A 21,827-nucleotide genomic window follows, 5' to 3' on the forward strand; every position below is an offset into this window, starting at 1 on the left:
TAAAAGAAACGGGAGCGGGAAACCCTGTTGCGGGTGATGTCATTCTTATTTTCTATTGTATTGTGTTCCATATTCAGTTTATTTCCGGTGCAAACCTAACAAATATTTTGGATTTATGTATGTAGTTACCGGGATATTTTAGGGAGAAGCACCCCTGTTTCCCCGATTTTTTATATCAGGTCTTTAAACTTCTTCCTGCGGAGGAAATAATAACGCCAGATCATGATTCCGTGAAAAACGCCTTTCATTTTCATCAGTTTCACTTCCGGTAGCTCGTGTTTATTGACATACGTCTTCCGCCAGCGGTAGTAATCGCGGTAGGCGCGCCAGATAGCGGCCATATCTTTGGGCTTGCCCGATACCAGGCTTTTAACCGCCGCCAGGATATCGAGGAAAAAACGTTGGAACAATACGATCCATCGGTCTTCGCTATGCAGGTTTTTCCACAGCATCATGAGGTTGTTGCGGAAATTCAGATAAAGCTTACGGGGGTTGCCCTGTGGCAGGCTGCCGCCACCTACGTGGAACACTTTGGAATCGGGGCAGTAGCATACCCGGTAGCCAGCCCTTTGCAGGCGCCAGCACAGGTCCACTTCTTCCATATGGGCGAAAAAGTCACGGTCAAAACCACCGACCTGCCGGAAACAGGCCGACCGGATAAAGAGCGCGGCGCCCGTTGCCCAGAACACATCCTGCACGTCGTCGTACTGCCCTTCGTCTTTTTCCGTGGTATAAAGAATACGGCCCCGGCAGAAAGTATAGCCCAGCACATCCATCCACCCACCGGCAGCGCCGGCATATTCAAACTCGTCCGGCTGATGGTAAGCCCGCATCTTTGGCTGGCAGGCGGCGATGCGCGGGTCTGATTCCATCAGCGCCACCACCGGCTCTATCCATCCCGGTTCCACCTCCACGTCCTGGTTCAGCAACACGTAAATATCGGCCTCCACATGCGCCAGCGCTTCGTTATAACCACCGGCAAAACCATCGTTGGATGGATTGCGGACAATACGCACCGACGGGTAGTTGGCAGTCACAAACGCCACACTGTCGTCAGTAGAAGCGTTATCAGCCAGTACCAGCTGCAGATTACCATAAGTAGAGCGGCACACAGACGGCAGAAACTTCTCCAGGAAAGCCTTCCCGTTCCAATTTAATATAACGACAGCAACTGATGGCAATATGTGCAAATGATATTACGTTTATGCGTGAATAATAAAATTAAGAGATGCAAATATGCAACAAAGGATTCTAATATTTGCTAATCATCCCGAATCATCAAAGCGGAATAAGGCTTAAATTAGTTATATGTTTAGACAATACATCGGGTGGAAGTTCGTGCTGGCCTCCATAGCAGTGCTCATTATCGTGACCACGATATGGTTCGTCAGCAACCTGACAAGAAAAATACAGGATGAAGAACGCAAAAAAGTAGCCACCTGGGTAGAAGCCAACCGGGAACTGCTCAAGTCCGGTCCCGACGCCAACCTTAACCTTGCGGTGGAAATAGTGACCACTAATACCACCATCCCGCTTATCCTGACCGATAAACAGGGACGTATCCTTGACAGCCGCAACCTCGATTCCGTGCGTATTGCGCAAAACCCCGGCTACCTGCAGGAACAGCTGCAGGCCTTCAAAAAACAACACCCGCCCTTTGCCGTAGAGGCAGGCCATCAGCAATACAACTATGTTTATTACGGCGACTCCCTTATCCTGCGGCAAATCCGGTATTACCCCTACATACAGCTGGGCGTGGTCACCCTCTTCATCGCCCTGGTGCTCTTCGCCCTCTCCAGCACCAACCGCGCCACGCAAAACCAGGTATGGGTAGGCCTTGCCAAAGAAACTGCCCACCAGCTGGGCACGCCGCTGTCATCCATGGAGGCGTGGCTGGAAATCCTACGGGAAAATGAAGCCAACACCATGATGGTGACAGAACTGGCCAAAGACGTGGACCGCCTCAAACTCATCACCGACCGCTTCTCCAAAATAGGCAGCGTACCCAAACTGGAAGAACGGGATGTGCTCGAACAAATAGAAAACATGACGGCCTATATCCGGAAAAGAGCCCCGCAGAAAGTACGCTTCTCCGTACACTCCGACGAGAAAGAACTGCCCGTCATGATCTCGCCCCCTCTGTTTGACTGGGTGGTGGAGAACCTGCTGAAAAATGCACTCGACGCCATGGAAGGCAGCGGCCGTATCGATATCAACATCGACAACCACCCCACTTTCGTGACCATCGATATCTCCGACAGCGGCAAAGGCATTCCCAAAATGCACTTCGAAAAAGTCTTCAAACCCGGCTTCAGTACCAAAAAAAGAGGATGGGGACTAGGGCTCTCCCTCGCCAAAAGAATCATCGAAGAGTATCATAAAGGCAGGCTTTTTGTAAAATCTTCTGAAATAAACAAAGGCACCACTTTCCGCATCCTGCTTAGAAAGTAGCCGGTTCCACCACCACCGGGGAAGACACATTTTTGAGAAAAAGCATAAATAAATTTGCTTATTTCTAAAAAGCCATTATTTTTGCAGCCCATTCTACCAGAAAAGATGCGAAGGTGGCGAAATTGGTAGACGCGCTACTTTGAGGTGGTAGTGCCTGAAAGGGCTTGGGAGTTCGAATCTCCTCCTTCGCACAACCCATTGGGAAAGTTAAGACTGTCGCGACTTTGCGGAGCGTCAATCGAAAAAGGTAACAAAAAAGGTAACCAAAAACGATTGACAATGTCGAAACAGAACTTCACTAAACCAAAAATTTTCGACCACGACGGTGACATGTCACTGTCGTGGTTTGTTTATTTCCGGCATACCAACCCCGAAACAGGTGTCCGGAAACAATTCCGTTACAAAAAGGGTATCAACTATTTCTTTACACGGGAGGAACGGCGCCGAGAAGCCGGCGCACTGGCCAAAGAACTGTACGAGTTGCTAAAAGGCGGCTGGAACCCGTGGAAAAACGAAGTGGAACATCCCCAAAAAACGCTACTGCAGCTCTGTGAGGAAATGTGGAAGCTGAAAAAATCTGGCCTCGAAGAAGAGAGTAAGCGAACCTATCTGTATAAATATCGACACTGGACCTCCTGGTTAGAGAAAACTGGTTATGAGAATTTTTCGCCAACCGAATTCGGGGTCAAGCATGCGTTTGAATACCTAGATCATTGCACGAAATGCGGATATGACGGCGCATATTTCAATTCCTACCGGGAAATGGCTTACTCCTTAATGAATATGCTCACGGAGCGAGAACATATTAAGACCAATCCCTTTAGTAAAACTAAAGGGAAGAAAAAGGCTGAGGGAAGCTCAGTAACTTTTACTCAGGCTCAGGTAAGATTGGTCCGTAATTACCTATCTCGTAAATACCCGGACACGCTAGCCGTATTTTGTGATTATATCTACTATACCTTTATGAGGCCTTTGGAGTTAACACAACTTCAGATAAAGCACTTTGATTTTGATAGATATCGAATAAAGCTTCCCCCAGAAATTTCTAAAAATGATCGAAGCAGAGTTATCATAATGCCACCGGCTCTCCGAAAACATGCTCGTGAACTGCGAAAGAATTTGCCGAAGATATATGCCAGATATAACAGGGAATATCCGAATACAAGACTTGAAGATTATTACATATTTGGAATATATAAACGGGGCTTCGGGCCACAGCCGAGCCCAAGGCCTTATAAGCGGCGCGATAGCCTTACCACAATGTTCAGAGAGAAGGTCCGGAAGCCGCTCCGCCTGCCCAAAGAACTCACCCCGTATGTCTTTAAGCACACCGGTGTTGACTCTGCTCTTGACTCCGGCTTAAGCATCACTTCCACGATGAAACAGACAGGGCACAAATCACTCAAAAGTTTTCAAGCGTATCTCCGAAGTCTTAAGAGGCCAGACAACCCAGCATTTGAGACAGCCTCATTTTAAATCAAAGCCCCGTCCAAAGCGGGGCTTATCCATTTTTCAAATCGTTTTGACGGAGGTGCTCCTGCAGCCACCGGCCGGCAGCTCGGGTGTCTGACTCTGTGGTATCTTTTCCCGCAACCAAAAACAACCCCCAGTTGATACCAGCATAGGCGAACAGGACGTCTTTTGGATCTTTCGGATGAGTGACTTTCCATATCGCATACCGAATATTACGAAAGAGATAGCAGCAATCCCAAACCAAGTAATAGAGTTGCTCAGGATACGGTAGACGCTCATTATACCGCTGCATCTTTCCATAACTCCGACCCTTTCTGGTTTCTTCCTCTGTTACAACTGAAACTTCCATATCTGGCATCAGTCGGTATGTTAGTTTAAGAGGTGGCAACGGCTCGTCTCCCGCGCGACGCAACGGCTCCCTGAATAGCACCAGCCAAATTTCCTGTAATTCATGTACATACTGTATGGCTACCTTCGTATCTGCCTCACCGATAACTATATTCCAGCCCCTGTCAGTGGGGTTTTTCTTTAGCCAGAGACGCCTTTGCCCGTTTGCCGTGTATTTTTCAAACTCTCCAAACTTCGAATCTCTCACCGAACTAAACCCCAGCATATAAAGCTCGTTATTTTCTAATAGAATCGGAACTAGGTCATGCCTCATAACATGTAGGAATGGGATGTGTATCTCCTGAATACGAATAACAGCCCCACTATATTTAAAATACGATCCCTCTTTTATCTGCTCTAGCTCCACTGGCATAAAAAACTAATATTTTTAGCAATACAAATAACAAAAAAGGCCTCAGAAAACTGCTATAAATAGACGGTTTCCTGAGGCACAACTATTAGAATATGTCAGTTCAAAAATACTAAAAAAATTAGTATTTTCTACTTAAAATAAAATAATTCGCCAGGGTGTTTATTTAGGGCACGAGCCAACACCTCAACAGTGGAGATAGTCGTGTTCACCTCACCTCTCTCGATTTTTCCGAGGGCGGTTTCGTCTATTCCTGCTGCAACTGCGACATCAAGTCGCGTGCGACCTTGCTCCTTCCTTATTCTGCGGAGATTTAAACCAAACTGCTTTATATATTCTGGGTTACGGATATTCACGCTGGCAAGGTGCGGCAGAAAGGCACGACAAAATAATGCATATATGCATTGTTTTCATAAAATTTCGTATATTCGGCTATCTTTGCCTCCCCAAAGAAATTTCAGAGGCATCGCTTTTTACCTATCCAGACCCGGCAAATTGATGGAAATAGGATAAAGAGTGAGGCCCGCCACCTTCGTGCGCGGGCTCTTCTTGTCCATTTCCAACCTCGCCGGGTCTGGGTGGCAAGTTGAGTTCCGCGCCTTTTTTTCTTCTTCCAGCGCGGTTTTTATTAAGAATAAAGACCCAAACTCATGTCCCGAGTCCACAAAGCAAGCACCCAAAAAAGAACAATCCGCGCCGTCTGGGTAGATGATGATAACTTTTACCTGAAATGGCTTCTTCCTGAAATGTATAAGATTGCGGGAAAGCATCTTATTATAAAAGAATTCAATACTTCTACTCTAGCGTTAATACAGATTCGGGACTTCCCTCCAGACATTGTACTTACCAACCTAATTATGCCGCAGCCTGATGGTATAGAATTTATTAAACTAATTCGAGAGTTTAACAAACAGATTCCCATTGTAGTGGTTTCCGCTCGGTTCAATCCTAAAATATTACGGGATGTTAGAAACGCTGGGGCGAACTCATTCTTTTTTAAAAAAGACATGAACCTTAATATATTGTCCGCAAAAATTGACATATTAACCTCCGGCCGGAACCACGCCGCAGCGCGATAACTGGAAGAAGCAGTCTACGATGCCCGTGTCTCCTTAATTCCCCGTGCGGAATTAACCCTTAGAAAAGCTCCCTCAAACATGCACCACGACCACGACGAAGAAAAAATGTTATACCTATTTGCTATATTATTCGTGCTACCATTTCTCATATGGCTTATAGCCATTGGGAAGGAGCATGGCTGGCTCTAGTATTCATCCTAACCATAAATGAATAAAAAACGCCGGGGATATTGATCCCCGGCAAATAAAAAGCCGCCCTGAAGAGAGCGGCCGAGGTATCTGACATAATTTTGTTAACCCACTGCAATATAGCCACACACGGGAAGACCTCTTTATCCATTTTATTCACAAGGAATGGGTTATTCATTTTGTTCAGAACGAAAAATACCGGATGACTATACGGCAATAATAAAATCTGCTCAGATGGGCAGGTTTTATCTTAGTGCAAGAAACCCCAGAAAAAAGGGAGACTTAAATTTCGACCAACGTAAAGGTATGCGTCCAACAGTGTATATGCGTTAACTAAATATGCAGCTCAACGAAATTAATTTCTCCTGCCACCTCTTCTGTTGTGCTATCAGTTATCGCAAACACCAACCCTTCTTCAGAATCTGGAAGTTGAAAGTCTTCAAGATACCCTGCATTTGTCGCAACTGCGATGGCAAATTGATTATTAACGTCCGTCCCATCAGAGGGCACAATATCATCTGGGCAATTAATCACCTTAAAGACTTCAGTATACTCAAAATTTCCTTGTCTTTTCGTATAAAAAGTAACATAATACGTCATAGAAACCATTTTCTGGGAATGTAAGGGTGAACAAGATAAAAAACAAGTTTCCAGCGTTTTTTTTTAATTTAATTTCATAAGAATTAGCATAAAAAAATCCAGCCGTCCCACAGCTTAGCTTCAGAAAATTATTCACATAGTTACTTCGGAACAAACTGAGAAAAATCTGTTATAAGGCCTTTCAGCTTCTTTGCATAAGTAGGATCTGTAGCATAGTGCTTCGCCATAGCCTCTACAAACGCCACCGGATCATCGATGTGTTCAAAGGCTTCAGCGTATATCAATTCCCCACCCTTTTTCCATCTTGCGTTTTTGAGCGTGAAGCCATGGTCTCGGAAACTTTCTTCAGCGTTATCATAGGCGCGAAACCAGTCTTTGACAACGTATTCAAATTTTCCATCCTGCCGACAGGTAACACCTATCACCTCAGGGTACTTTACCCCTCTGGTTACATGGACCTCCTTGGTTTTCAACAATTGACGCTTACCAGTCCACGATGGGCCGGCCTTTACACCAAAGAACATGTTACCCGGTGCATGATTGCCCCAACCGCTTTCTAGGGCGGCCTGAGATAAGGTAACCAGCGCGGGAACACCGGTTTCTCGTTCGCTTTTTACCGCGCTGTGGTAGTATAGGTTGAAAAAACTCTTTTTAATCTCTTCGTTCCTCATTTTTTTGCTTTTTTTTAAGGTATCGGTAAATAAGATACAAGGCTAGGGCCAGCACTATCGTAATCACGCCAGCTACATTGAGCCGGAAGACGGATTTATAGGAGGTAGCCGATTTCTCCATGGTCGCATTTCTTACGGCTGTCTGTTGACGTTCTTTGCCGGTTTCTGCAATGGCAATCTGCCGGTTTACCGGTGCGGCGAGCACCTCTGCAGCCTTAGTTGCGCTGCTGGTAATAGTGTAGCCGGTAGTCTTCCCGTAGCTGTTTCGTTGTGGCCTTACAGTGGTATTCAACCACACAGCGCCGGCGGTTACCTGCTGAGAAAAGCAGACGGTATCATCAGCAGGCATGTATCCGCTAAAACCGACGGAATCCGACCGCGTGGTCACCGGCACATCAGCGATCTCCGTGATCGTTGTCAATTTGGCGTGTTGCTTCTGCACAGAACTACTACCTGTGTGCTGGCCAGTTAATTCATGCCGGTTGCTGAACTTCTTCACACAGGAACAGCCACACACGACTGTAAATAGACCAAGTATCAAAACTCTATTTTTCATTTTCGGTATTTTGTACCAACCGGCTTTTCTGGATGGCCAAGGTTAACAATTTCAGCATGGGTGCTATGAAGTAGCGCGAAAAAGGACTACTGTTGTCAATGGCATAAAGATTTTCAAAGATGGAGGTTGTCTCGATGTAAATAAGCAGCACCAACAGTCCATCATTTACATACTGTACTACGTCGTCATGACTCAGTGAATTTCCCATAATTATTCCCACCAGAATCGCACCCGCGTACTGCGTGAATTTAACTACTGTCTTCCGATAACCGCTGGAAGTCCTGGCCTCCTTCAATACAATAGCTTTAATTACTCCAGTAACAAGATCCAGCACCATGGCCAGAAACACCCAACCCAACAAATTAACGGAGGGAATAAACGAAAACTTAAACCCAGCCAGCACTCCGCTGGCCATCAGCAACTCGAAAGATATCTTCGTCTTCATAATTATAGATTAAAATCAACTTCAGGAATAAAGAATAGCATTAATAAGGTTCAACGATCATCCAGGCTATTGAGGCCGAAACCCCGCTAGGTTTATTCATAGCAATATCAAAACGATTTGCCCCTTTATACGATACCCGTGGCGCTGAAATATTGCCTAAAACATCACTATAACCATTTATTGTTAAAAAGATGAGGCTGTTTGCTGTCGCAGCTGTTGTATTAATAGTGACTTCACCTTGATTAGCGGGTATTTCAACAATGCCAGCTACCGCATCAGGCGTTCCTGTTTTTACTGCATATGATTTAGCATTAACACCACCGCTGGCTGTAAGGGCTCCCGTAAAATTTGATGTGCCAGATACAGTTAAGGTTGACCCTACACTTACCTGACCCAACCCGTTTACAGTCATCGGAACGCCACCAGACGCAAACACGGCAGCACCGGTATTTGTAAAAGTACCAGAGACAAATAATGTACTCGTGGGGTTTGAGGTGGTGTTAATACCTATATTTCCTCCGATTGGATTTAAAAGAATGGGATATAACGTAGCGGTGCCGTCTTTCCTCTGTGCTTGGACAAAGCTTGTTCCGTTACCTTTGACGCCAAAATTCAGCCCGTAAGCGTTGGGAGAATTACTAATACCGAAGGCACCGGACCATGTACCAGCAACAGGATCTAATCCGTCGCCGCCTGCGACTTCCAATTTATTTGCAGGAGATGCAGTCCCAACACCTACATTACCGGCAGCATTAATACGCATTCTTTCTGGCTGCACAGCATTACTCCCAATGGTACCGGTATGAAAAGTCATTTCTCCAGGGGAAGTAGCAGCGCTGCCGCCTCGCAATGCTATTTCAGCTCCTCTGAAACTTCCCGCATTAGCTGCTCCACCAAGAATATTCAGTGTTCCCGTAGATACTCCTGTAGATAAAACAGGTGCAGTAAATTGTCCTGCGTTGCCGGTTCCGTTTATGCTGAATTGTGCAGTTTGAACGGAAGTACCGTTCTTTATGAAACTCGATGAGTTATCTGTTAAATATCCCAATGCGTCAGTTCCTAATAGGCTTGCATTGGCCAAGCTGGCAAATTTATATCCGATGCCGTCAATGTCAAAAACCCTAAAATTAACGTTTGAGTTACCACCTGCGAGCCTTACAGGTAAATATGAACTTGCGGTACGATCAAAACCGTAAAGCAGAGCATAGCCACCCGAATAGCCAACTTCAGCGGCCGGACCTATTCCGTTAGCCGTATACCATCCTCCAAAACGTCCCTGTCCAGTCAATTCCATACTGCCCAATCCATCCAGTCGGCCGACCTGGTCAGTTCCTGCAAACCACCTAAAACTATAAGCATTCGTTCGTTGCGGAACAGAGAGCCACATGTATGGATTCCCAATGCCCATACCATAATCAACCGCGGCGGCTGATAAATTAGGCCATAAAACCATCCTGGTACCGGCGCTGCGCGTAGTGAACGATGGGGCACCTATTCCAGTAGACGGATAACTGATTAAGTTTGACGTTGAATTGGTAAGGTTTATGCCCCCGCCAACGGAAGCGCCGCCCGTAATGTTGAAGTCAGCTGTTTGCGCACCTGTACCATTCCGTATATAGTTTCCAGACCCGGAACCGGGGGCTGCGCCTATATCGGACAGCAGTTGCGTACCGGTCCTGTACCTTATAGCACCAGCATTGCTTACTAAAAACTTGTCTACATTGCCAGATTCGTTGTTTATTGTTCCCAAAGTAATTTCTCCCGTGTTTCTGGCTATTTTTAACGGTGGCGTGGTAGCAGACATTGGGCTACCAGAGTTGTCGAACCGGGTAATAACAAAATCGTTGCCGACATTCCCAGTTGCTTCGGTATTTAATTTGCCCAATCCCCACCGCCTATTAGCAGTACCGTCACTATATCCAGTTGAAGTATGCAGTGTAAAATCTACTGAGCCTGTGGGGCCATATGAATGAAGTTTGTTAGCGATAAAATCTCCGGAGATTCTACCACTTGCTGGTTGATCAGCAACAGACTGATTCTGGATATAGTTTCCACTACCTGCTGGCATATCGCTTGCTGACAATGTACCTCCAGAAATGACCCGCCCTTGTGCGTCAGTAGTTACTTTCATGTACGTACCAGCGGTACCGGTGTTCTTTAATGTAGTCGAAATTGCCGTAGTTCCGGATCCAGTTATATCACCAGATAAATTGATGGGTTGATTGCCTGTCAGATAAGCCACATTGCTTCCCGACGTGATGTGTCCTGTTGTATTAACCGAAACATTGTTGTATGTGCCAGCAGCCACACCGCTATTGACATGTGTCAAAATACCAGTTACACTATTGTATGTAAGCGGACTACTGGCAGAAAGCAGCCCTCTTACTTTAGTATAAAAGCTCGATATATCCGCCGAATCTATAACCACCGCACCGGTGCGCCCGGCGACGGAAGTTACAGCATTGTTATTGTCTACCTTCTGGTAGACAGAACCATTTGAGATAATCCAATCTCCAACAGCAAGCGATAACCCGAACTGTGAGCCTGCGGTGCTCACAACCCAGTAACAACCTTTGTTTCCAGCAGCAGCTGCCGCAAGCGCCGGCGTATTGGTAGCAGCATTATAGCCGCCCATATATGTTACAGCACCCAATAACGCGTCCGGTATCTGGTTCATACTCACCTTACCGCCCGCATCCAAACCTGCGACACCATTTGCAGTACCCTTCTGCGTTAAAAGGATGAAGCGGGCGTCAGCCTGCGCCGCCGTATACCTGATACGCAGGCTATCTACTAACCCAGTAGGAACAGCGAGCACACTGCCATCTGTCCGCCGAAAGAAGAACATACCAGTTGAAGGAGCATAGGAGGCAGAATCTAACGCCAACCCAAACCCGGTGGCTATACGTTCCCACTTCGATGGCTTCTTTACATACAACTCGTTGTCTATTGGTCTAAATAAAATAGCGCCAATACTATCCTTTTCTCCTCCTTTCCATATAGTGTCCATACGAGGAGGAGCGAATGCACTATCGGCAATTATCCCCTTGTTCTGTGTATATTGACCTCGTGTCCAGCTCTGTGCGTCTACAACTATTGCAAACAGCACTGCCGTTAAAAACAATAAATACTTTTTCATACTGTTACTTCAAATGCAGCCATACGCAGGCAGGCCGCCGTTAATACTTCTTGTTTCAAATTCACTTTCGCCCACATCTTTTATCGTGGCGGCATTCCACAGAGTTCCACCTGGCCATTGCATAATCCCAACGCGGTACTCGGAATCAGGATTGACATTATCAATAGCAGTTGGCGTACCGGTACCGTCCACGTCAGAGGCCCGGGCACCGAGTTTATTAAACCGTGTGTCACTAGTGTGGTTATGCTTTTTCATGGCGAACCCTTCAAAACTACCCGGAACACTTTTGTTATCACCGCGGTCCTGATCAATCCCGGAACGGGCACCGGGTAAGACGCGAGCAAAAAGCCCCTGCCAGTCGGGAACGATTATATTGTCGGAATCCTCTTCTGTAGCCCACTTGGTTCGATGCTCAAACGGATCGCTTTCCCATGTTGCGAAATCAACAACTGCATCGAGGTACAGCTCCTGCAGCTTCGCAACGAGTTTTTTGGCGCGTGGGTACTGGAGTTTAGAAATAGTTCTCCCGTCAAAAGGGATGCTGTTGGGAACGGGTAAGTACGAGAGAAACCAGAGGCCGACGTCTTTATATGAAGGGCTGATGTAGTCTACCTGCCAGCCTTTTGTACCATTACCGTCATCAAACCAAACGAGCGTTGCCTGTTCATCGAAGCCGAGGATGAATTCGTCTACTCCGGTCGGCGTAAGGAACACAATATCCCCAGGCGCTGTCCTGATAGTGGACTGGCAAGTATTCACCATATTGGTCACGATTGTAAGCCGCACACCTTGTGGGTAGTTACTACCAGGAGGCAGGACCAGGTTTACCGGTGCTCCTGTCGCGACAATGACGTGCATTTTGAAGAAATCATCAGGTAAAATGTTTCCAGATGATGTGTGTCTTTTTTCAGCCGTATACCCTTTGCCGATGCTGCCGGGAGCAGCCACAATACTGCTTATCCGTGGCTCAAAACTTACGGCGATCACATCACCGCTATTAAAGCTGTAAGGGCCGGGATTTTCAGGGTCTAATGAGTTGAACGTCACAGTATCAATCCCGTTAAACAAATAGTCCTGCCCCGGTATCAATGGGCCAATACCACGGAGATCTACCTGTTGGAGAGAATATCCCTGTAAGGAGGCGTCAGTTATTTGGCTATCTCCTACAGCTGGATCTCCGGGGTTCTCCCGGCCGGCCACATAAAATTTTGTATTGCGGATATCTGCAAAGGCACCCTGCTCCACAAGACGCTCAGCAAACTCCGTTGCCGTTGCCCGGTGACTTCTCTTTGTCGTAGGGTTACCAATAGCCAACGGCCAGTCCAGCGTCCAGCTGGCTGGCGCCGGCGGTAACTCAGGTATTGGTATGAGTAAGATCTCGTCAGCCATTTTATACAATTTCTGTTGGTGAAAGGCCGGCCACATCGCCGTCGCCGATAATGTTTAACTCACTGGCAGCAATCGCCATTCTGTCGGAAATATTTTCCGCCACGATCCAGTCCGGGCTTGTCTCAGCAGTCCATCCTACGGAGAGGGTGAAGTCGCACCCGGATGAAAAACCTGTAAGGCGCAGATCCTTATTCACTGGATAAGAATTGAACAGACTGATCACATCTGGTACGTCGTAGGCTATACCCAGAAGGGTGCCGTCGTACCAGAAGATATTTGCAGGATAAGGATTTGGACATTGAGGCAGGCGTACCCCGGTGACATCAGCGAGGTATACAGTTTTCTGAACAGTGCTTTTCACGATCTGCATGGGACCGTTGATCTTCCCGGTAAAGCTATAGCTCAGAGCAGAACTGTAATCCCCGGTTTCCTCCCAATGATCTATATACATTTTACCAGAAATGATCAAGCCGCCACTGGCCGATGTCCGGAAACTGAATCCCACCAAAGACCCATTTTCCAGCCATTCCAGTACTGAAATCCCGTTTATACTCTCTTTATAGACCATAAGCCCTTCAGCCGCCACTGTGCCTCGCTTGATGCTTGGCAGGTATTTCTCATCCGGCCCGGTCGGATCGGTAATCGTGAGGTAGTCACGGCTCCGGGATAACGTACAGCTTTTGCTGTGACATACCGGTACCGGCGTCCCTGTGCCCATGCTCAATATGAGATCAATGCCTAAAATCATTTTTCATCAGTTTTCATCGTCAGTGTCTTTTTCCTTATAGGTACTACCAGCTCCCTGCTCCGGTAAAATCTCCTCGAGGAGCAAAGCATGCTCACATTTACGCACATCGTACTTGTCGCGCAGCTGCATAAACCGCCCCTGTAGGCCGTCAACTGTAAAAATGTTGTAGAACTCTATACTATTACTGTACACCGTTCCCTCGAAGGTGTCCACGCTTTTTGCATATTCGTCGACGTTAGCCTGCGCCATGTGCTGCTCAATGTCGCGCGGGATAATTCCCACTTTACTGCTTCTCCAGTTCCTTGCTGGCGCTGTTCCAACAAACAGCGTATTGGAAAGCGTTTTCACACCGGTGTCAATGAATTTGAAGTCGTCTCTTTCCTGTATGTGGGAATATTCCGCGTTGTTGGTAATGGTCAACTCCCTACCTGTGGCAGAAAGCGGGGAAATACCCAGCTTGATAAGGTATACGGAAACGCCAGTAGGTTCACCGGGATCTAACGGATGGTCACCGGGGTTAAGTGGCGGCGGAGACTCCGCCGGAAGGATCTGAATACGCACACGACCGATTGGAAACGGGCGATTGATCAGATACGGGATTGGTTTGCTCTTAATATCAAAGCTCCCCTCTTGCTTTTTGCCGCTGCGGGAAATAGTGATATAACCAGGCTCAACACCTTCGGTGTATTTCCAGTCGCCAGACTGGTCCAGTGTCCAGTATTCACCGCCGCCAACAGAACCAAGTTCCCCGGCTTTGATAATAATATTGAAACTGGTGGTGTTGCCCCATTTATACCGGAAGCTACATGTAACAATATCACCCTGGCTTACGCTGTCAGCGGGCGTGTACTGCTGGATAGACATTGTCACACTGGATGGCTGTGGGTATGGCATAAACAACCTGTAGGGATTCTGTATTGTACCGGTACCGGCCCGCTGTACGATCATATCCGGGTTCGGTCTTTCCCAGTGGGCAAAGTCGCCGTTGGAGAAGTCGCTCCAGTCATAATTCTGCAGCTGATTGATGGCCTTATAGGTAACGTTGAACGTTGCCTTTTTCACTGCGGGCATGCGGTTTAAATCTGCGTTTCCGCGTATAGGAATGCCGTGGGCGTTGTCCGGGTTCGGGCCTATCCGCTTCAATATACCAGGGATCGGAATCATAGTACCGGCGCCGTCCGGCGCGTACTGATCGGCTGAAATACTGTTCTGGTACAAATCGGGTGTTCGGATAAACCACGCCTGTCCTGCCGCGAGAAACAACCGAGCGTAGAAACTTTTACAAAATCCCCCAAATACTTCATAGATCGACTTCGGGCCATCTACAAAGTCGTAGAACATATCAGTGTGAGCGAACATCCCTGTCAGTAATCTGCTGTCTACTGGTAGATTCTCAGGGCGGAGGGTATTTACCACGTTTAGTGCGACAGGGTAGCCTACCGCCTTATTCAGCGAGCGTGTAACCAGCGTTTCGTGTAGGGTAACGTGATCGTACCGTACTTTCCCGCCGTCGTAGATACCGAAGTTCGTTCCTTTAGCAAAGGCCAGCCCATCCACGGCAGCCAACTCTACCTCGTACGGAGGAAAAGCGTATGGGCGCCGGCTGGAATCAGGCTTAATGTAGTAAATGCCGTCGAGCCGGTTGTTTTTGTAAATACGGACCTGGTGATAACGCTCATCTCGATCAAAGAATTCCGCAGGAGACGGCACACCCGGTTCACCTGAATACGCATACCGAATAGTAGCCTTCCGGCCCACTATCCAGCTGCGTTTACTTTCGTCGGAGTTCATGTATTCCAAAACCAACGGCACCTCAGCAGGAGCAAGCACCTGAGGATTGATCGCCGGGGAACCTTCCCGGGGCCAGATCTCCACCCGCCAGGCGGCCGGAGTTCTAAAGTGGAGGTCCACGAATTCCATGCGATATTTCAGGACGTAGGCCATTACCTTACCCTGCCCTCCTCACGCATGCCACGCTTAACGATTGTAACAAGCCCTTGGGCGTCGATATGGTTTTCGATATAGATGGGCGCACCGCCGCCGCCCAGATATGGCCAGAGTTCTTCCGGGATCATCGCCTCACGGCCGGAGGGGTTGTCTCCCACCATCGCCAGCGTCGGGCCATCTGTTATGCCACCCACCGCGTAACTTTTGATTCCCCCTTTCGCCTTTGCTTTAAGCGCTCCTGCAGCCAAATAAGCAGCACCACCGGCCGCTATAGCTAAATATGGATTTAAGGATTTAAGTGATACGTTGAAAGCCAATAATGCAAGTCCATATTCAACCAACAGCTTACCCAGCTGCTCTAAACCACCAGCAACAGTGAACAAAAATGCACCTACGAAATCAGTAGATCCTCCTGCAAGTGCCGCACCGGCAGCCTCTAATTCGGCAACACCGATACCGATAATGACATCTTTTAAAATCTGGTTTATTCTTTCATTCAATTTAGATAGACCATTATCCCACGCTGACTGTGCAGTATCAGTAAGGGCTTTAATGCCATCAGTGAGCCTCTGTTGTGCCGCTTTAATACCCGGCTCCAGTTCCGACAAAGTAACTCTGACTGGCAAATCCAGCGCAATTACATCTTTGGCCCTACCACCAACAATTTCATTATCGTGGACTTTCTGCTTCGAAAAAGTAAAAATCTGTTTGGTATCTATTTTTTCGACACCAAGAATAGCGGCGGATACAATATTTATCTGCCGGGCGACATCCTCCAGTGCCTTACGGGCAGCAGGGCCGGACATTTTGGACAGCTCATCGAAAGCTTTGTTGAGCGCCTGCAGCCGTTGATTGGCCAATTCGTCGACGCCAGTGCCTACCAGCGCGGCGCGGTTCTGAATAGTTTTCATTTCCGCCTGTAGGTCTTTCAGAACGTCGGATACGGAGCGAATCTTGGCAACAGTATCACTACCTCCATCTTTTCCCAATATCTTATCCAACAAGCCCTTATCACTGGCTTCATTGATAATGTCATCAAGGTTTTTTTTGAAAACACCTACAAGAGTGTTCGCATCATTCAGATCCTTCTCAGCTTTTTCAACGATAGAGAACCCTTTGCTAGGAGCAATGCCGTATTCCCTAACGGCGTTTCCGACATCACGGAACAACTTCACCTGTTCTTTCAGGAAATTACTTTGACCGCTGGCCAATTCAGCAGCCTCCCGTTGGGCTTCGAGCTTTTTCTGCTCAACTTCCACAGCAGCATCTGCCTGTTTCCCCAATGCTTTTTCGTAGGCCTGCTGAGCGCCCATCACTTTACTACGGACAAGCATTAACTCAACCTGTTTACCAATAGCCGTGGTGGCTGACTCTGAATTGATTTTTTCAGCTTTCAGATTGGTCAGGTATTCCGGGTACTTATCGTTTATTACCTTGATCGCGTCAGCCTGCTGCTGTTTACTGCTGGCGGTATCTTTCACAATATCAATGAGGGTTTCCAGTGTGTTGATTTCAGCCTGCGCCTTAGCGTTGCTGCTGGCCATCTCCTGACTCCACGCAAACTGTGCTTTCTCCGCATCACTAAAGGCAACCACATGACCTTCCAGTACATCCTGCAGTTCCAGGCCACTGAAAGCGAATTTCATAACCAGATCCGTAGCGATGGCGGTGGCCACCGCGAGGCCTGCAGCACCCAACAAACCACCTACAAAATCTTCGGCGCTCCCTGTTGCTCCGGAAAGCGCTTCAGATGTATCGTCTAAGGAGTCTGCCGTCTCTTCAGATGCGGAACTCACCTCTGCGGCAGCCTCGCCGACCTGGGAGGTGGAAGCGGAAAGATTTTCCAGACTCTCCTGGCTGCTCTGTGCAGCGGTACCCATATTGTTAATGCTTTCCGTCGCGGTATTGGTGGCCGGCGCGGCCTGATTGACGGTACCAGTAAAATTTTCAGTGGTAGCGGTAAGATTACCGAGGGCACCGTTTATTCTTCCGGTAGATCTTTCGATCTCCTGCATCGCCTTCTCCAGATTTTTTATTTCTGCGGACAAAATGAGTTTAAGGCCAACGACATCCATGGTTAATTCTTATTGAAGCTGTTGAAATAGAAGTCCGCGATAGCCTGAAATTGCTCTTTCGGGATGCGAACAGGTTGAGCTTTTTGTACGGGAGGGTCCGTAATAACACGAAAGAGCTTTTCTTCCTTTACCTTGTTGGCGTGTTTCGGATCACAGGCCATGCGGACCACATAGAAGCTTAACCGACGTATCCCCTGCATAAAACGGGAGTGACGAATCCAGTACCCTTCTGCTGCCCGACCGTAGTCTTTCCACGACATTGCGTAGAATTCATCAGGCGACAGGCCCATCTCCCCAATGGCAAAATCTTTTATGTCTTCCCACTTACTTTTTTTTTACGTGGTTTCTTCTCTCCCGGCTTTGCCTTCTCTTCCGGTTGGGTAGGAATGAGCTTCCGCAGGCCGGAAGAATCCAACCACACAGTAAAGACGGTACCGAGTTCGTTGATATCGGCATTCCCCAGCCACTCCGCCACCGTGACGGGGTAAAGTCCAGGTTCTTCCGCTGTATGCGGTAGTTCCCAACAAGACCAGTGTATACCAGATCACAAAGCGCATCCAGCGGGCTTTCTTTGGCTTTTTTAGCCAGTGTTTTACCTGCTACAAGCGGGTCTTTACCGAGAATGCTACCGAGTGCTTCTTTCTGCCAGTTGTTAAAGCGCAGCGTACGCAAGGCGCCGCCGAGCTGTACTTCGATGATGTTGCTCATAAAAATCAAGGGGTTGGTGTACGATCTTGTTCATATTCGCCGGTTACAGCCAGCGTAAAATCGCTTTTGGCCAGATCGGTGGTCGGGTAATCGGTATCCAGATTACTAAACCATCCTTTGCCGGAGTAGATTACATCTCCGGGAACAGGTGTACCGGACATAGGGCCGATCTTCCAGTCAAATATTGTTGCGTCGCGGAAAAGTTTGTCCAGTTCGGCCTCACTTGCTTTCGGATCGGTGAAAGCGACACCATCCGGAAGCAACACCTGCAGGCTGCCGGTGATTTCGTAATCCGCTGCCGGGTTGGGGATTTTCTTATTGGGGTCGCACTTACTGGGTGCATTGATGGTGCCACGGCTCCGTGAAAATTTCAGGTCTGTCTGACAGACCAGCATTAAAAACAGGGTCGTGGTTTTGATAGATAAGGCATATGTGCCGATAATCTCTCTTTCCATTTATTGTTCTTTTACGAGATGAGTAAAACGGATTGCTTTTTCGTGGTGCTTCCGGGTGGCGTCCTGGCTGTTGGTTGTGGTGGTACCAGCCAGTTTCGTCTGCATGTTGATGAATGCTGGTGACTCAAAAGAGATAACAGCTCCCGGTGCCGGCATCATAATGCTCATCACCTGGCTGCTGATATCGTCCATGTACTTTTTATTCCCCTGTTCAGCACCGGGGAAGGACGTCACGACGATAACGACAATGGCACAATCAGACATCACAAAGCACCTGCTGGCGCCGCCGTCACGCGGAACAAACGTCTGGTTGCCCAAAATGATGTAAGGCGTAGGTGTATCTTTTGGCGCAAAACCGTCGAACACACCAACAGGTTGCCCCTTGTGGAGCACAGCGCCATCGAGGAGACGGCCGTACATATCGCGGATTGTAAATGATGGATCTGTCATGATTTCAGAAGTTCAAGTGCCTTTTGTTTGAGCGTTTCCCGGTTCTTTACGTAGGCTGGAAACAGAAAAGGACGTGCTGGGAGACCACGGTCTAAAATGGAAATCATCAGATAGTAGGCAACGTTGATATGCGTCTCCGTGCCGTCGGCTGAAATCTCCACCCGCTGCTCCGGGATACCGTGGCGGCGCATCCATGCCTTAATGTTCTGTTCAAATTCATCCCAGGTACCCGGATACGGTCCTTTAAACTCTTCTGCATACTGCCTGAATTCGTCCGGGACGTCCGTTTGCTTACCAGTACCCCATTCGATGAATGGCGCATGTTTCGCGCTGTTTGACACCTCCCAGCTACTCTCTGTAACAGGAGTAACAGCTTGGTGGGACAGTAACCCCCCGCCACCACCGAGGTCAATGGAGCCGGCTGACTGGATATTGGAGATGGCGTCGTCATTGGTGTCATATGCCGCAGCCTCAACGAGCATAACCAGTTCAGGGCCTTTGTTCTTGGCCTTCTCCAGAGCATTATTTAGCTCCTTCATTCCCTGTAGCTCAAATTTGATCCTATCCATTTTGCTGTTGTTCAACACCTACAATATGCCAGAACCAAACACCCTTGTCCGTGTCTGGCAGAATACTGTTTATCGTATATTTCTGACCATTATAGGATATCAGCATGCTTTTATCAGGCTGCCAGCCTTTCCATTGCCGGATGGTGAAGCGGTAACCGGTTTTTAGTGCGGTCTGGTATTCCACCAGCTCCCGGCTGGCCTTTAGCGGCTTCGCTCTACACCAGTCAGTCAACACATCAGTGTAGGTTGTTTCGCTTCCACCACCTCCTACTGCGGTACTTACCGGGGCCAGAAAGGTGATCCGTTGCTGCATACCTCCGATCATAGCCAGGTATTTTTATTGTAAGCTGAAAGCAGGTAAAGCACATCTGTGTTGATCTGACCTGTTGTCGAGACGTCGCCACGGTTTTCGTACATCCATGCCACCTGCTTGAGGATACCCTGCCGGATGGCTTCAGGCACCTCACTATAACCGGCTGTATACTTCACCGTCCAGTAACCGGGTGTCCCGCGAAAAGATTTAAATTCCTGACCAATGACCCTGTAGTTGGAAGAGGTGATCACCACATCATCCGGCTCATAACCGAATGAGGCAGATGAGACCTCTCCCACTGGACCAGCAGGCAGCTGAAAATTGTAGCCATCATGAGAAAACACCACTGTAACCTCTTTCGAGATTATACTGATGTTCAGATGCTTCTCCAGCAGCTCACGGGCGGCCTTCAACTGGTTCTGAATGAGGTTATCGTCATCATCAAAGCTCACCCGCAGGAAATTTTTAGCATCCTGCAGGGCCACCGGCTCTGTCGTTCCGGTGGTGGTAGCTTTTTTATCGACGATTCTGTTTCTCAGCATACTGGAAGATTTACCGGCCAGCATGCTGGCCGGTCAGGTTATCACGGTGTGGTTGTCATGGAAATTTTGCGGAACGCGCCGGGGCGGAAGATCGGGAAGGCAACCTCTGCTTCCACACGAACGGTGGCAGCATTCTTCTGGAAGTTGTTGTCATCTTCCAATGAGATGGCTACGTTCAGCGCCGTCAACTGCAGGATGTCTGCACCCATATTGAAGTCACCGATGACACCAGTTCCAGCTGGCACTGCAGTGGACTTGTAAGCGGGCACACCTGCAACAGTGAGGCGGCCAGTTGTCGGGTCAATGACAATCACGTCCGGTTTATTCAGAGTGGCTGTTTCCAGCAGATTCATGTAGTCCGTAGGGCGGAATAACAAAGTATTCACATCCTCGTCTGTGTCCTCAATTTCGGCGATAGTGGCCATCACCTTCAACAACAAGTCTGTTTTAGTTGAGGCACCGGTAGCAATTGCGGCCAGCAGGCCAGACAACTCCCCGTTCAAACCCGTACCCGAAAACAACTGCCGGTCTTCCTCCCTGTAATACAGTTCGGGCATTCGTTTTTGCAGGAATGACCATGTGCCCGGGAGATTGTTGAGTAGCTGGCGGCTAATAACCGTAAAACCCGCAATGGTTTTAACATTGGCGTCAACCTCTTCCAGGTTGAATTTAATTTTTGATTTTACAGCGCCTTCCGGATTCTGTGATGCAACACCTCCTTCAACCGGCTTTTCGCGATAGTAAGTATAGGTACGCTCGCTTGTAGGACCAACGCCAAACAACGAGCGTAAGTGAGTTTTTCTGGAGGGCATGCTGATAATATCCTGCGCGTATTCCTTCGGATAATTACCTGTAAGGCTGTTCGGTGCGGTGGTATCAGCGACATCCTTGACCTGAATGCGGAAGCTGTGACTTTTCAGGCTACCGGCCGCCATGGCCTTCAGCTGTTCGCCATTTTCAATAACCAGTTCTTTAACACGGTCATTGAAGTTGACATCAGCAGCCTTCTGGATGATGCTGGACCGGCCTGATTTAGCCTTGATAATGTTGATTTCTTTGCGGAGCTCTTCCTGCTCCGACTTCATCTCTGTCACAGAGGTTTTCACTTCTGTCACAGAGGATTGAACAGACTGAATATCGGTCGCAGTCTTCTGCTGACCACTTTGTATAAGCGTTTTCAGCTCACCAACCTGACGGGTGATCAGCTCTACACCGCCGCCATCTTCCGGTGTATCTTTACGATAAAAGCTATTTGCATAATTCAAACGCAT

23 protein-coding genes and 1 tRNA gene are annotated in these 21,827 nt (G+C 48.1%); 4 read left to right on the plus strand and 20 right to left on the minus strand.

The window, feature by feature from the left end:
- Nucleotides 1–170: 170 nt before the first annotated feature.
- Complete coding sequence (locus tag HF324_RS27140) at nt 171–1,190, minus strand: glycosyltransferase family 2 protein (RefSeq protein WP_168806222.1); 1,020 nt, start codon at nt 1,188–1,190, stop codon at nt 171–173.
- Between the two features lie 118 nt (nt 1,191–1,308).
- Between HF324_RS27140 and HF324_RS27145 the strand changes: the two genes are divergently transcribed.
- The 3 genes from HF324_RS27145 to HF324_RS27155 all read left to right on the plus strand — a co-directional run bounded on the left by HF324_RS27145 (nt 1,309) and on the right by HF324_RS27155 (nt 3,927).
- A complete protein-coding gene (locus tag HF324_RS27145) occupies nt 1,309–2,451 on the plus strand; it encodes a sensor histidine kinase (protein ID WP_168806224.1) in 1,143 nt (380 codons plus the stop codon).
- 107 nt (nt 2,452–2,558) lie between these two features.
- Nucleotides 2,559–2,642, plus strand: a tRNA-Leu gene (locus HF324_RS27150).
- Between the two features lie 88 nt (nt 2,643–2,730).
- Nucleotides 2,731–3,927, plus strand: a complete 1,197-nt coding sequence (locus HF324_RS27155) for a tyrosine-type recombinase/integrase (protein WP_168861311.1) — start codon at nt 2,731–2,733, stop codon at nt 3,925–3,927.
- A gap of 25 nt (nt 3,928–3,952) precedes the next feature.
- On the opposite strand, the gene HF324_RS27160 is transcribed toward HF324_RS27155, so the two are convergent.
- On the minus strand, nt 3,953–4,684 hold the full coding sequence (locus HF324_RS27160; RefSeq protein ID WP_168861312.1) for a hypothetical protein: 732 nt from the start codon (nt 4,682–4,684) through the stop codon (nt 3,953–3,955).
- A gap of 128 nt (nt 4,685–4,812) precedes the next feature.
- A complete protein-coding gene (locus HF324_RS33905) occupies nt 4,813–5,037 on the minus strand; it encodes a helix-turn-helix domain-containing protein (protein ID WP_168861313.1) in 225 nt (74 codons plus the stop codon).
- A 390-nt stretch (nt 5,038–5,427) separates the two neighbouring features.
- Here HF324_RS33905 and HF324_RS33910 point away from each other — a divergent pair, with 390 nt between their 5' ends.
- The gene (locus HF324_RS33910) at nt 5,428–5,760 is read left to right on the plus strand and encodes a response regulator (RefSeq protein WP_373997310.1); all 333 of its coding nucleotides are present in this window, start codon (nt 5,428–5,430) and stop codon (nt 5,758–5,760) included.
- A 522-nt stretch (nt 5,761–6,282) separates the two neighbouring features.
- Here the strand turns inward: HF324_RS33910 and HF324_RS27175 are convergent.
- The 17 genes from HF324_RS27175 to HF324_RS27255 form a co-directional block, all read right to left on the minus strand.
- Nucleotides 6,283–6,549, minus strand: coding sequence for a hypothetical protein (locus HF324_RS27175; protein WP_168861315.1), 267 nt, complete (start codon nt 6,547–6,549; stop codon nt 6,283–6,285).
- 140 nt (nt 6,550–6,689) lie between these two features.
- Nucleotides 6,690–7,220 carry a glycoside hydrolase family 73 protein gene (locus tag HF324_RS27180; protein WP_168861316.1) on the minus strand — a complete coding sequence of 177 codons (531 nt, stop codon included), beginning with the start codon at nt 7,218–7,220 and terminating at the stop codon, nt 6,690–6,692.
- Nucleotides 7,201–7,662 (minus strand): hypothetical protein, encoded by a 462-nt coding sequence (locus HF324_RS27185; protein ID WP_168861317.1) that lies wholly within the window; start codon nt 7,660–7,662, stop codon nt 7,201–7,203. The genes HF324_RS27180 and HF324_RS27185 overlap by 20 nt, the downstream gene beginning before the upstream one ends.
- Before the next feature lie 103 nt (nt 7,663–7,765).
- Nucleotides 7,766–8,221 carry a phage holin family protein gene (locus HF324_RS27190; protein ID WP_168861318.1) on the minus strand — a complete coding sequence of 152 codons (456 nt, stop codon included), beginning with the start codon at nt 8,219–8,221 and terminating at the stop codon, nt 7,766–7,768.
- A gap of 40 nt (nt 8,222–8,261) precedes the next feature.
- The gene (locus HF324_RS27195; RefSeq protein ID WP_168861319.1) at nt 8,262–11,360 is read right to left on the minus strand and encodes a beta strand repeat-containing protein; all 3,099 of its coding nucleotides are present in this window, start codon (nt 11,358–11,360) and stop codon (nt 8,262–8,264) included.
- Between the two features lie 9 nt (nt 11,361–11,369).
- Nucleotides 11,370–12,749 carry a hypothetical protein gene (locus tag HF324_RS27200; RefSeq protein WP_168861320.1) on the minus strand — a complete coding sequence of 460 codons (1,380 nt, stop codon included), beginning with the start codon at nt 12,747–12,749 and terminating at the stop codon, nt 11,370–11,372.
- Between the two features lies 1 nt (nt 12,750).
- Complete coding sequence (locus tag HF324_RS27205) at nt 12,751–13,497, minus strand: phage tail protein (protein WP_168861321.1); 747 nt, start codon at nt 13,495–13,497, stop codon at nt 12,751–12,753.
- Nucleotides 13,498–13,503: 6 nt separating this feature from the next.
- Entirely contained in the window at nt 13,504–15,408 is a 1,905-nt protein-coding gene (locus tag HF324_RS27210; protein ID WP_168861322.1) for a hypothetical protein, read from the minus strand.
- Nucleotides 15,409–15,440: 32 nt separating this feature from the next.
- Nucleotides 15,441–17,519, minus strand: coding sequence for a methyl-accepting chemotaxis protein (locus tag HF324_RS27215; protein ID WP_168861323.1), 2,079 nt, complete (start codon nt 17,517–17,519; stop codon nt 15,441–15,443).
- A gap of 2 nt (nt 17,520–17,521) precedes the next feature.
- On the minus strand, nt 17,522–17,779 hold the full coding sequence (locus tag HF324_RS27220) for a hypothetical protein (RefSeq protein ID WP_168861324.1): 258 nt from the start codon (nt 17,777–17,779) through the stop codon (nt 17,522–17,524).
- A gap of 64 nt (nt 17,780–17,843) precedes the next feature.
- Nucleotides 17,844–18,227: a hypothetical protein gene (locus HF324_RS27225; protein WP_168861325.1), complete on the minus strand. Its 384-nt coding sequence runs from the start codon at nt 18,225–18,227 to the stop codon at nt 17,844–17,846.
- A 5-nt stretch (nt 18,228–18,232) separates the two neighbouring features.
- Entirely contained in the window at nt 18,233–18,682 is a 450-nt protein-coding gene (locus HF324_RS27230) for a phage tail protein (RefSeq protein WP_168861326.1), read from the minus strand.
- On the minus strand, nt 18,683–19,132 hold the full coding sequence (locus HF324_RS27235; RefSeq protein ID WP_168861327.1) for a hypothetical protein: 450 nt from the start codon (nt 19,130–19,132) through the stop codon (nt 18,683–18,685). It abuts the gene before it with no gap.
- Nucleotides 19,129–19,701, minus strand: coding sequence for a hypothetical protein (locus HF324_RS27240; RefSeq protein ID WP_168861328.1), 573 nt, complete (start codon nt 19,699–19,701; stop codon nt 19,129–19,131). Before HF324_RS27240 ends, HF324_RS27235 begins: the two co-directional genes overlap by 4 nt.
- Nucleotides 19,694–20,026, minus strand: coding sequence for a phage head closure protein (locus HF324_RS27245; RefSeq protein WP_168861329.1), 333 nt, complete (start codon nt 20,024–20,026; stop codon nt 19,694–19,696). The genes HF324_RS27240 and HF324_RS27245 overlap by 8 nt, the downstream gene beginning before the upstream one ends.
- On the minus strand, nt 20,023–20,556 hold the full coding sequence (locus HF324_RS27250; protein ID WP_168861330.1) for a head-tail connector protein: 534 nt from the start codon (nt 20,554–20,556) through the stop codon (nt 20,023–20,025). Before HF324_RS27250 ends, HF324_RS27245 begins: the two co-directional genes overlap by 4 nt.
- A 41-nt stretch (nt 20,557–20,597) precedes the next feature.
- Nucleotides 20,598–21,827: a phage major capsid protein gene (locus HF324_RS27255; protein ID WP_168861331.1), complete on the minus strand. Its 1,230-nt coding sequence runs from the start codon at nt 21,825–21,827 to the stop codon at nt 20,598–20,600.

Origin of the sequence: Chitinophaga oryzae (genome assembly GCF_012516375.2) — a bacterium.
Lineage (GTDB): Bacteria > Bacteroidota > Bacteroidia > Chitinophagales > Chitinophagaceae > Chitinophaga > Chitinophaga oryzae.

Coding starts and splice junctions, on each gene's coding strand:
- HF324_RS27155 (WP_168861311.1), top strand. CDS start 2,731: ATGTCGAAACAGAACTTCACTAAACCAAAAATTTTCGACCACGACGGT.
- HF324_RS27225 (WP_168861325.1), bottom strand. CDS start 18,227: ATGAGCAACATCATCGAAGTACAGCTCGGCGGCGCCTTGCGTACGCTG.
- HF324_RS27175 (WP_168861315.1), bottom strand. CDS start 6,549: ATGACGTATTATGTTACTTTTTATACGAAAAGACAAGGAAATTTTGAG.
- HF324_RS27180 (WP_168861316.1), bottom strand. CDS start 7,220: ATGAGGAACGAAGAGATTAAAAAGAGTTTTTTCAACCTATACTACCAC.
- HF324_RS27230 (WP_168861326.1), bottom strand. CDS start 18,682: ATGGAAAGAGAGATTATCGGCACATATGCCTTATCTATCAAAACCACG.
- HF324_RS27240 (WP_168861328.1), bottom strand. CDS start 19,701: ATGGATAGGATCAAATTTGAGCTACAGGGAATGAAGGAGCTAAATAAT.
- HF324_RS27160 (WP_168861312.1), bottom strand. CDS start 4,684: ATGCCAGTGGAGCTAGAGCAGATAAAAGAGGGATCGTATTTTAAATAT.
- HF324_RS27145 (WP_168806224.1), top strand. CDS start 1,309: ATGTTTAGACAATACATCGGGTGGAAGTTCGTGCTGGCCTCCATAGCA.
- HF324_RS27235 (WP_168861327.1), bottom strand. CDS start 19,132: ATGACAGATCCATCATTTACAATCCGCGATATGTACGGCCGTCTCCTC.
- HF324_RS27190 (WP_168861318.1), bottom strand. CDS start 8,221: ATGAAGACGAAGATATCTTTCGAGTTGCTGATGGCCAGCGGAGTGCTG.
- HF324_RS27255 (WP_168861331.1), bottom strand. CDS start 21,827: ATGCGTTTGAATTATGCAAATAGCTTTTATCGTAAAGATACACCGGAA.
- HF324_RS27245 (WP_168861329.1), bottom strand. CDS start 20,026: ATGATCGGAGGTATGCAGCAACGGATCACCTTTCTGGCCCCGGTAAGT.
- HF324_RS27220 (WP_168861324.1), bottom strand. CDS start 17,779: ATGTCGTGGAAAGACTACGGTCGGGCAGCAGAAGGGTACTGGATTCGT.
- HF324_RS33910 (WP_373997310.1), top strand. CDS start 5,428: ATGTATAAGATTGCGGGAAAGCATCTTATTATAAAAGAATTCAATACT.
- HF324_RS27250 (WP_168861330.1), bottom strand. CDS start 20,556: ATGCTGAGAAACAGAATCGTCGATAAAAAAGCTACCACCACCGGAACG.
- HF324_RS27200 (WP_168861320.1), bottom strand. CDS start 12,749: ATGGCTGACGAGATCTTACTCATACCAATACCTGAGTTACCGCCGGCG.
- HF324_RS27195 (WP_168861319.1), bottom strand. CDS start 11,360: ATGAAAAAGTATTTATTGTTTTTAACGGCAGTGCTGTTTGCAATAGTT.
- HF324_RS27205 (WP_168861321.1), bottom strand. CDS start 13,497: ATGATTTTAGGCATTGATCTCATATTGAGCATGGGCACAGGGACGCCG.
- HF324_RS27215 (WP_168861323.1), bottom strand. CDS start 17,519: ATGGATGTCGTTGGCCTTAAACTCATTTTGTCCGCAGAAATAAAAAAT.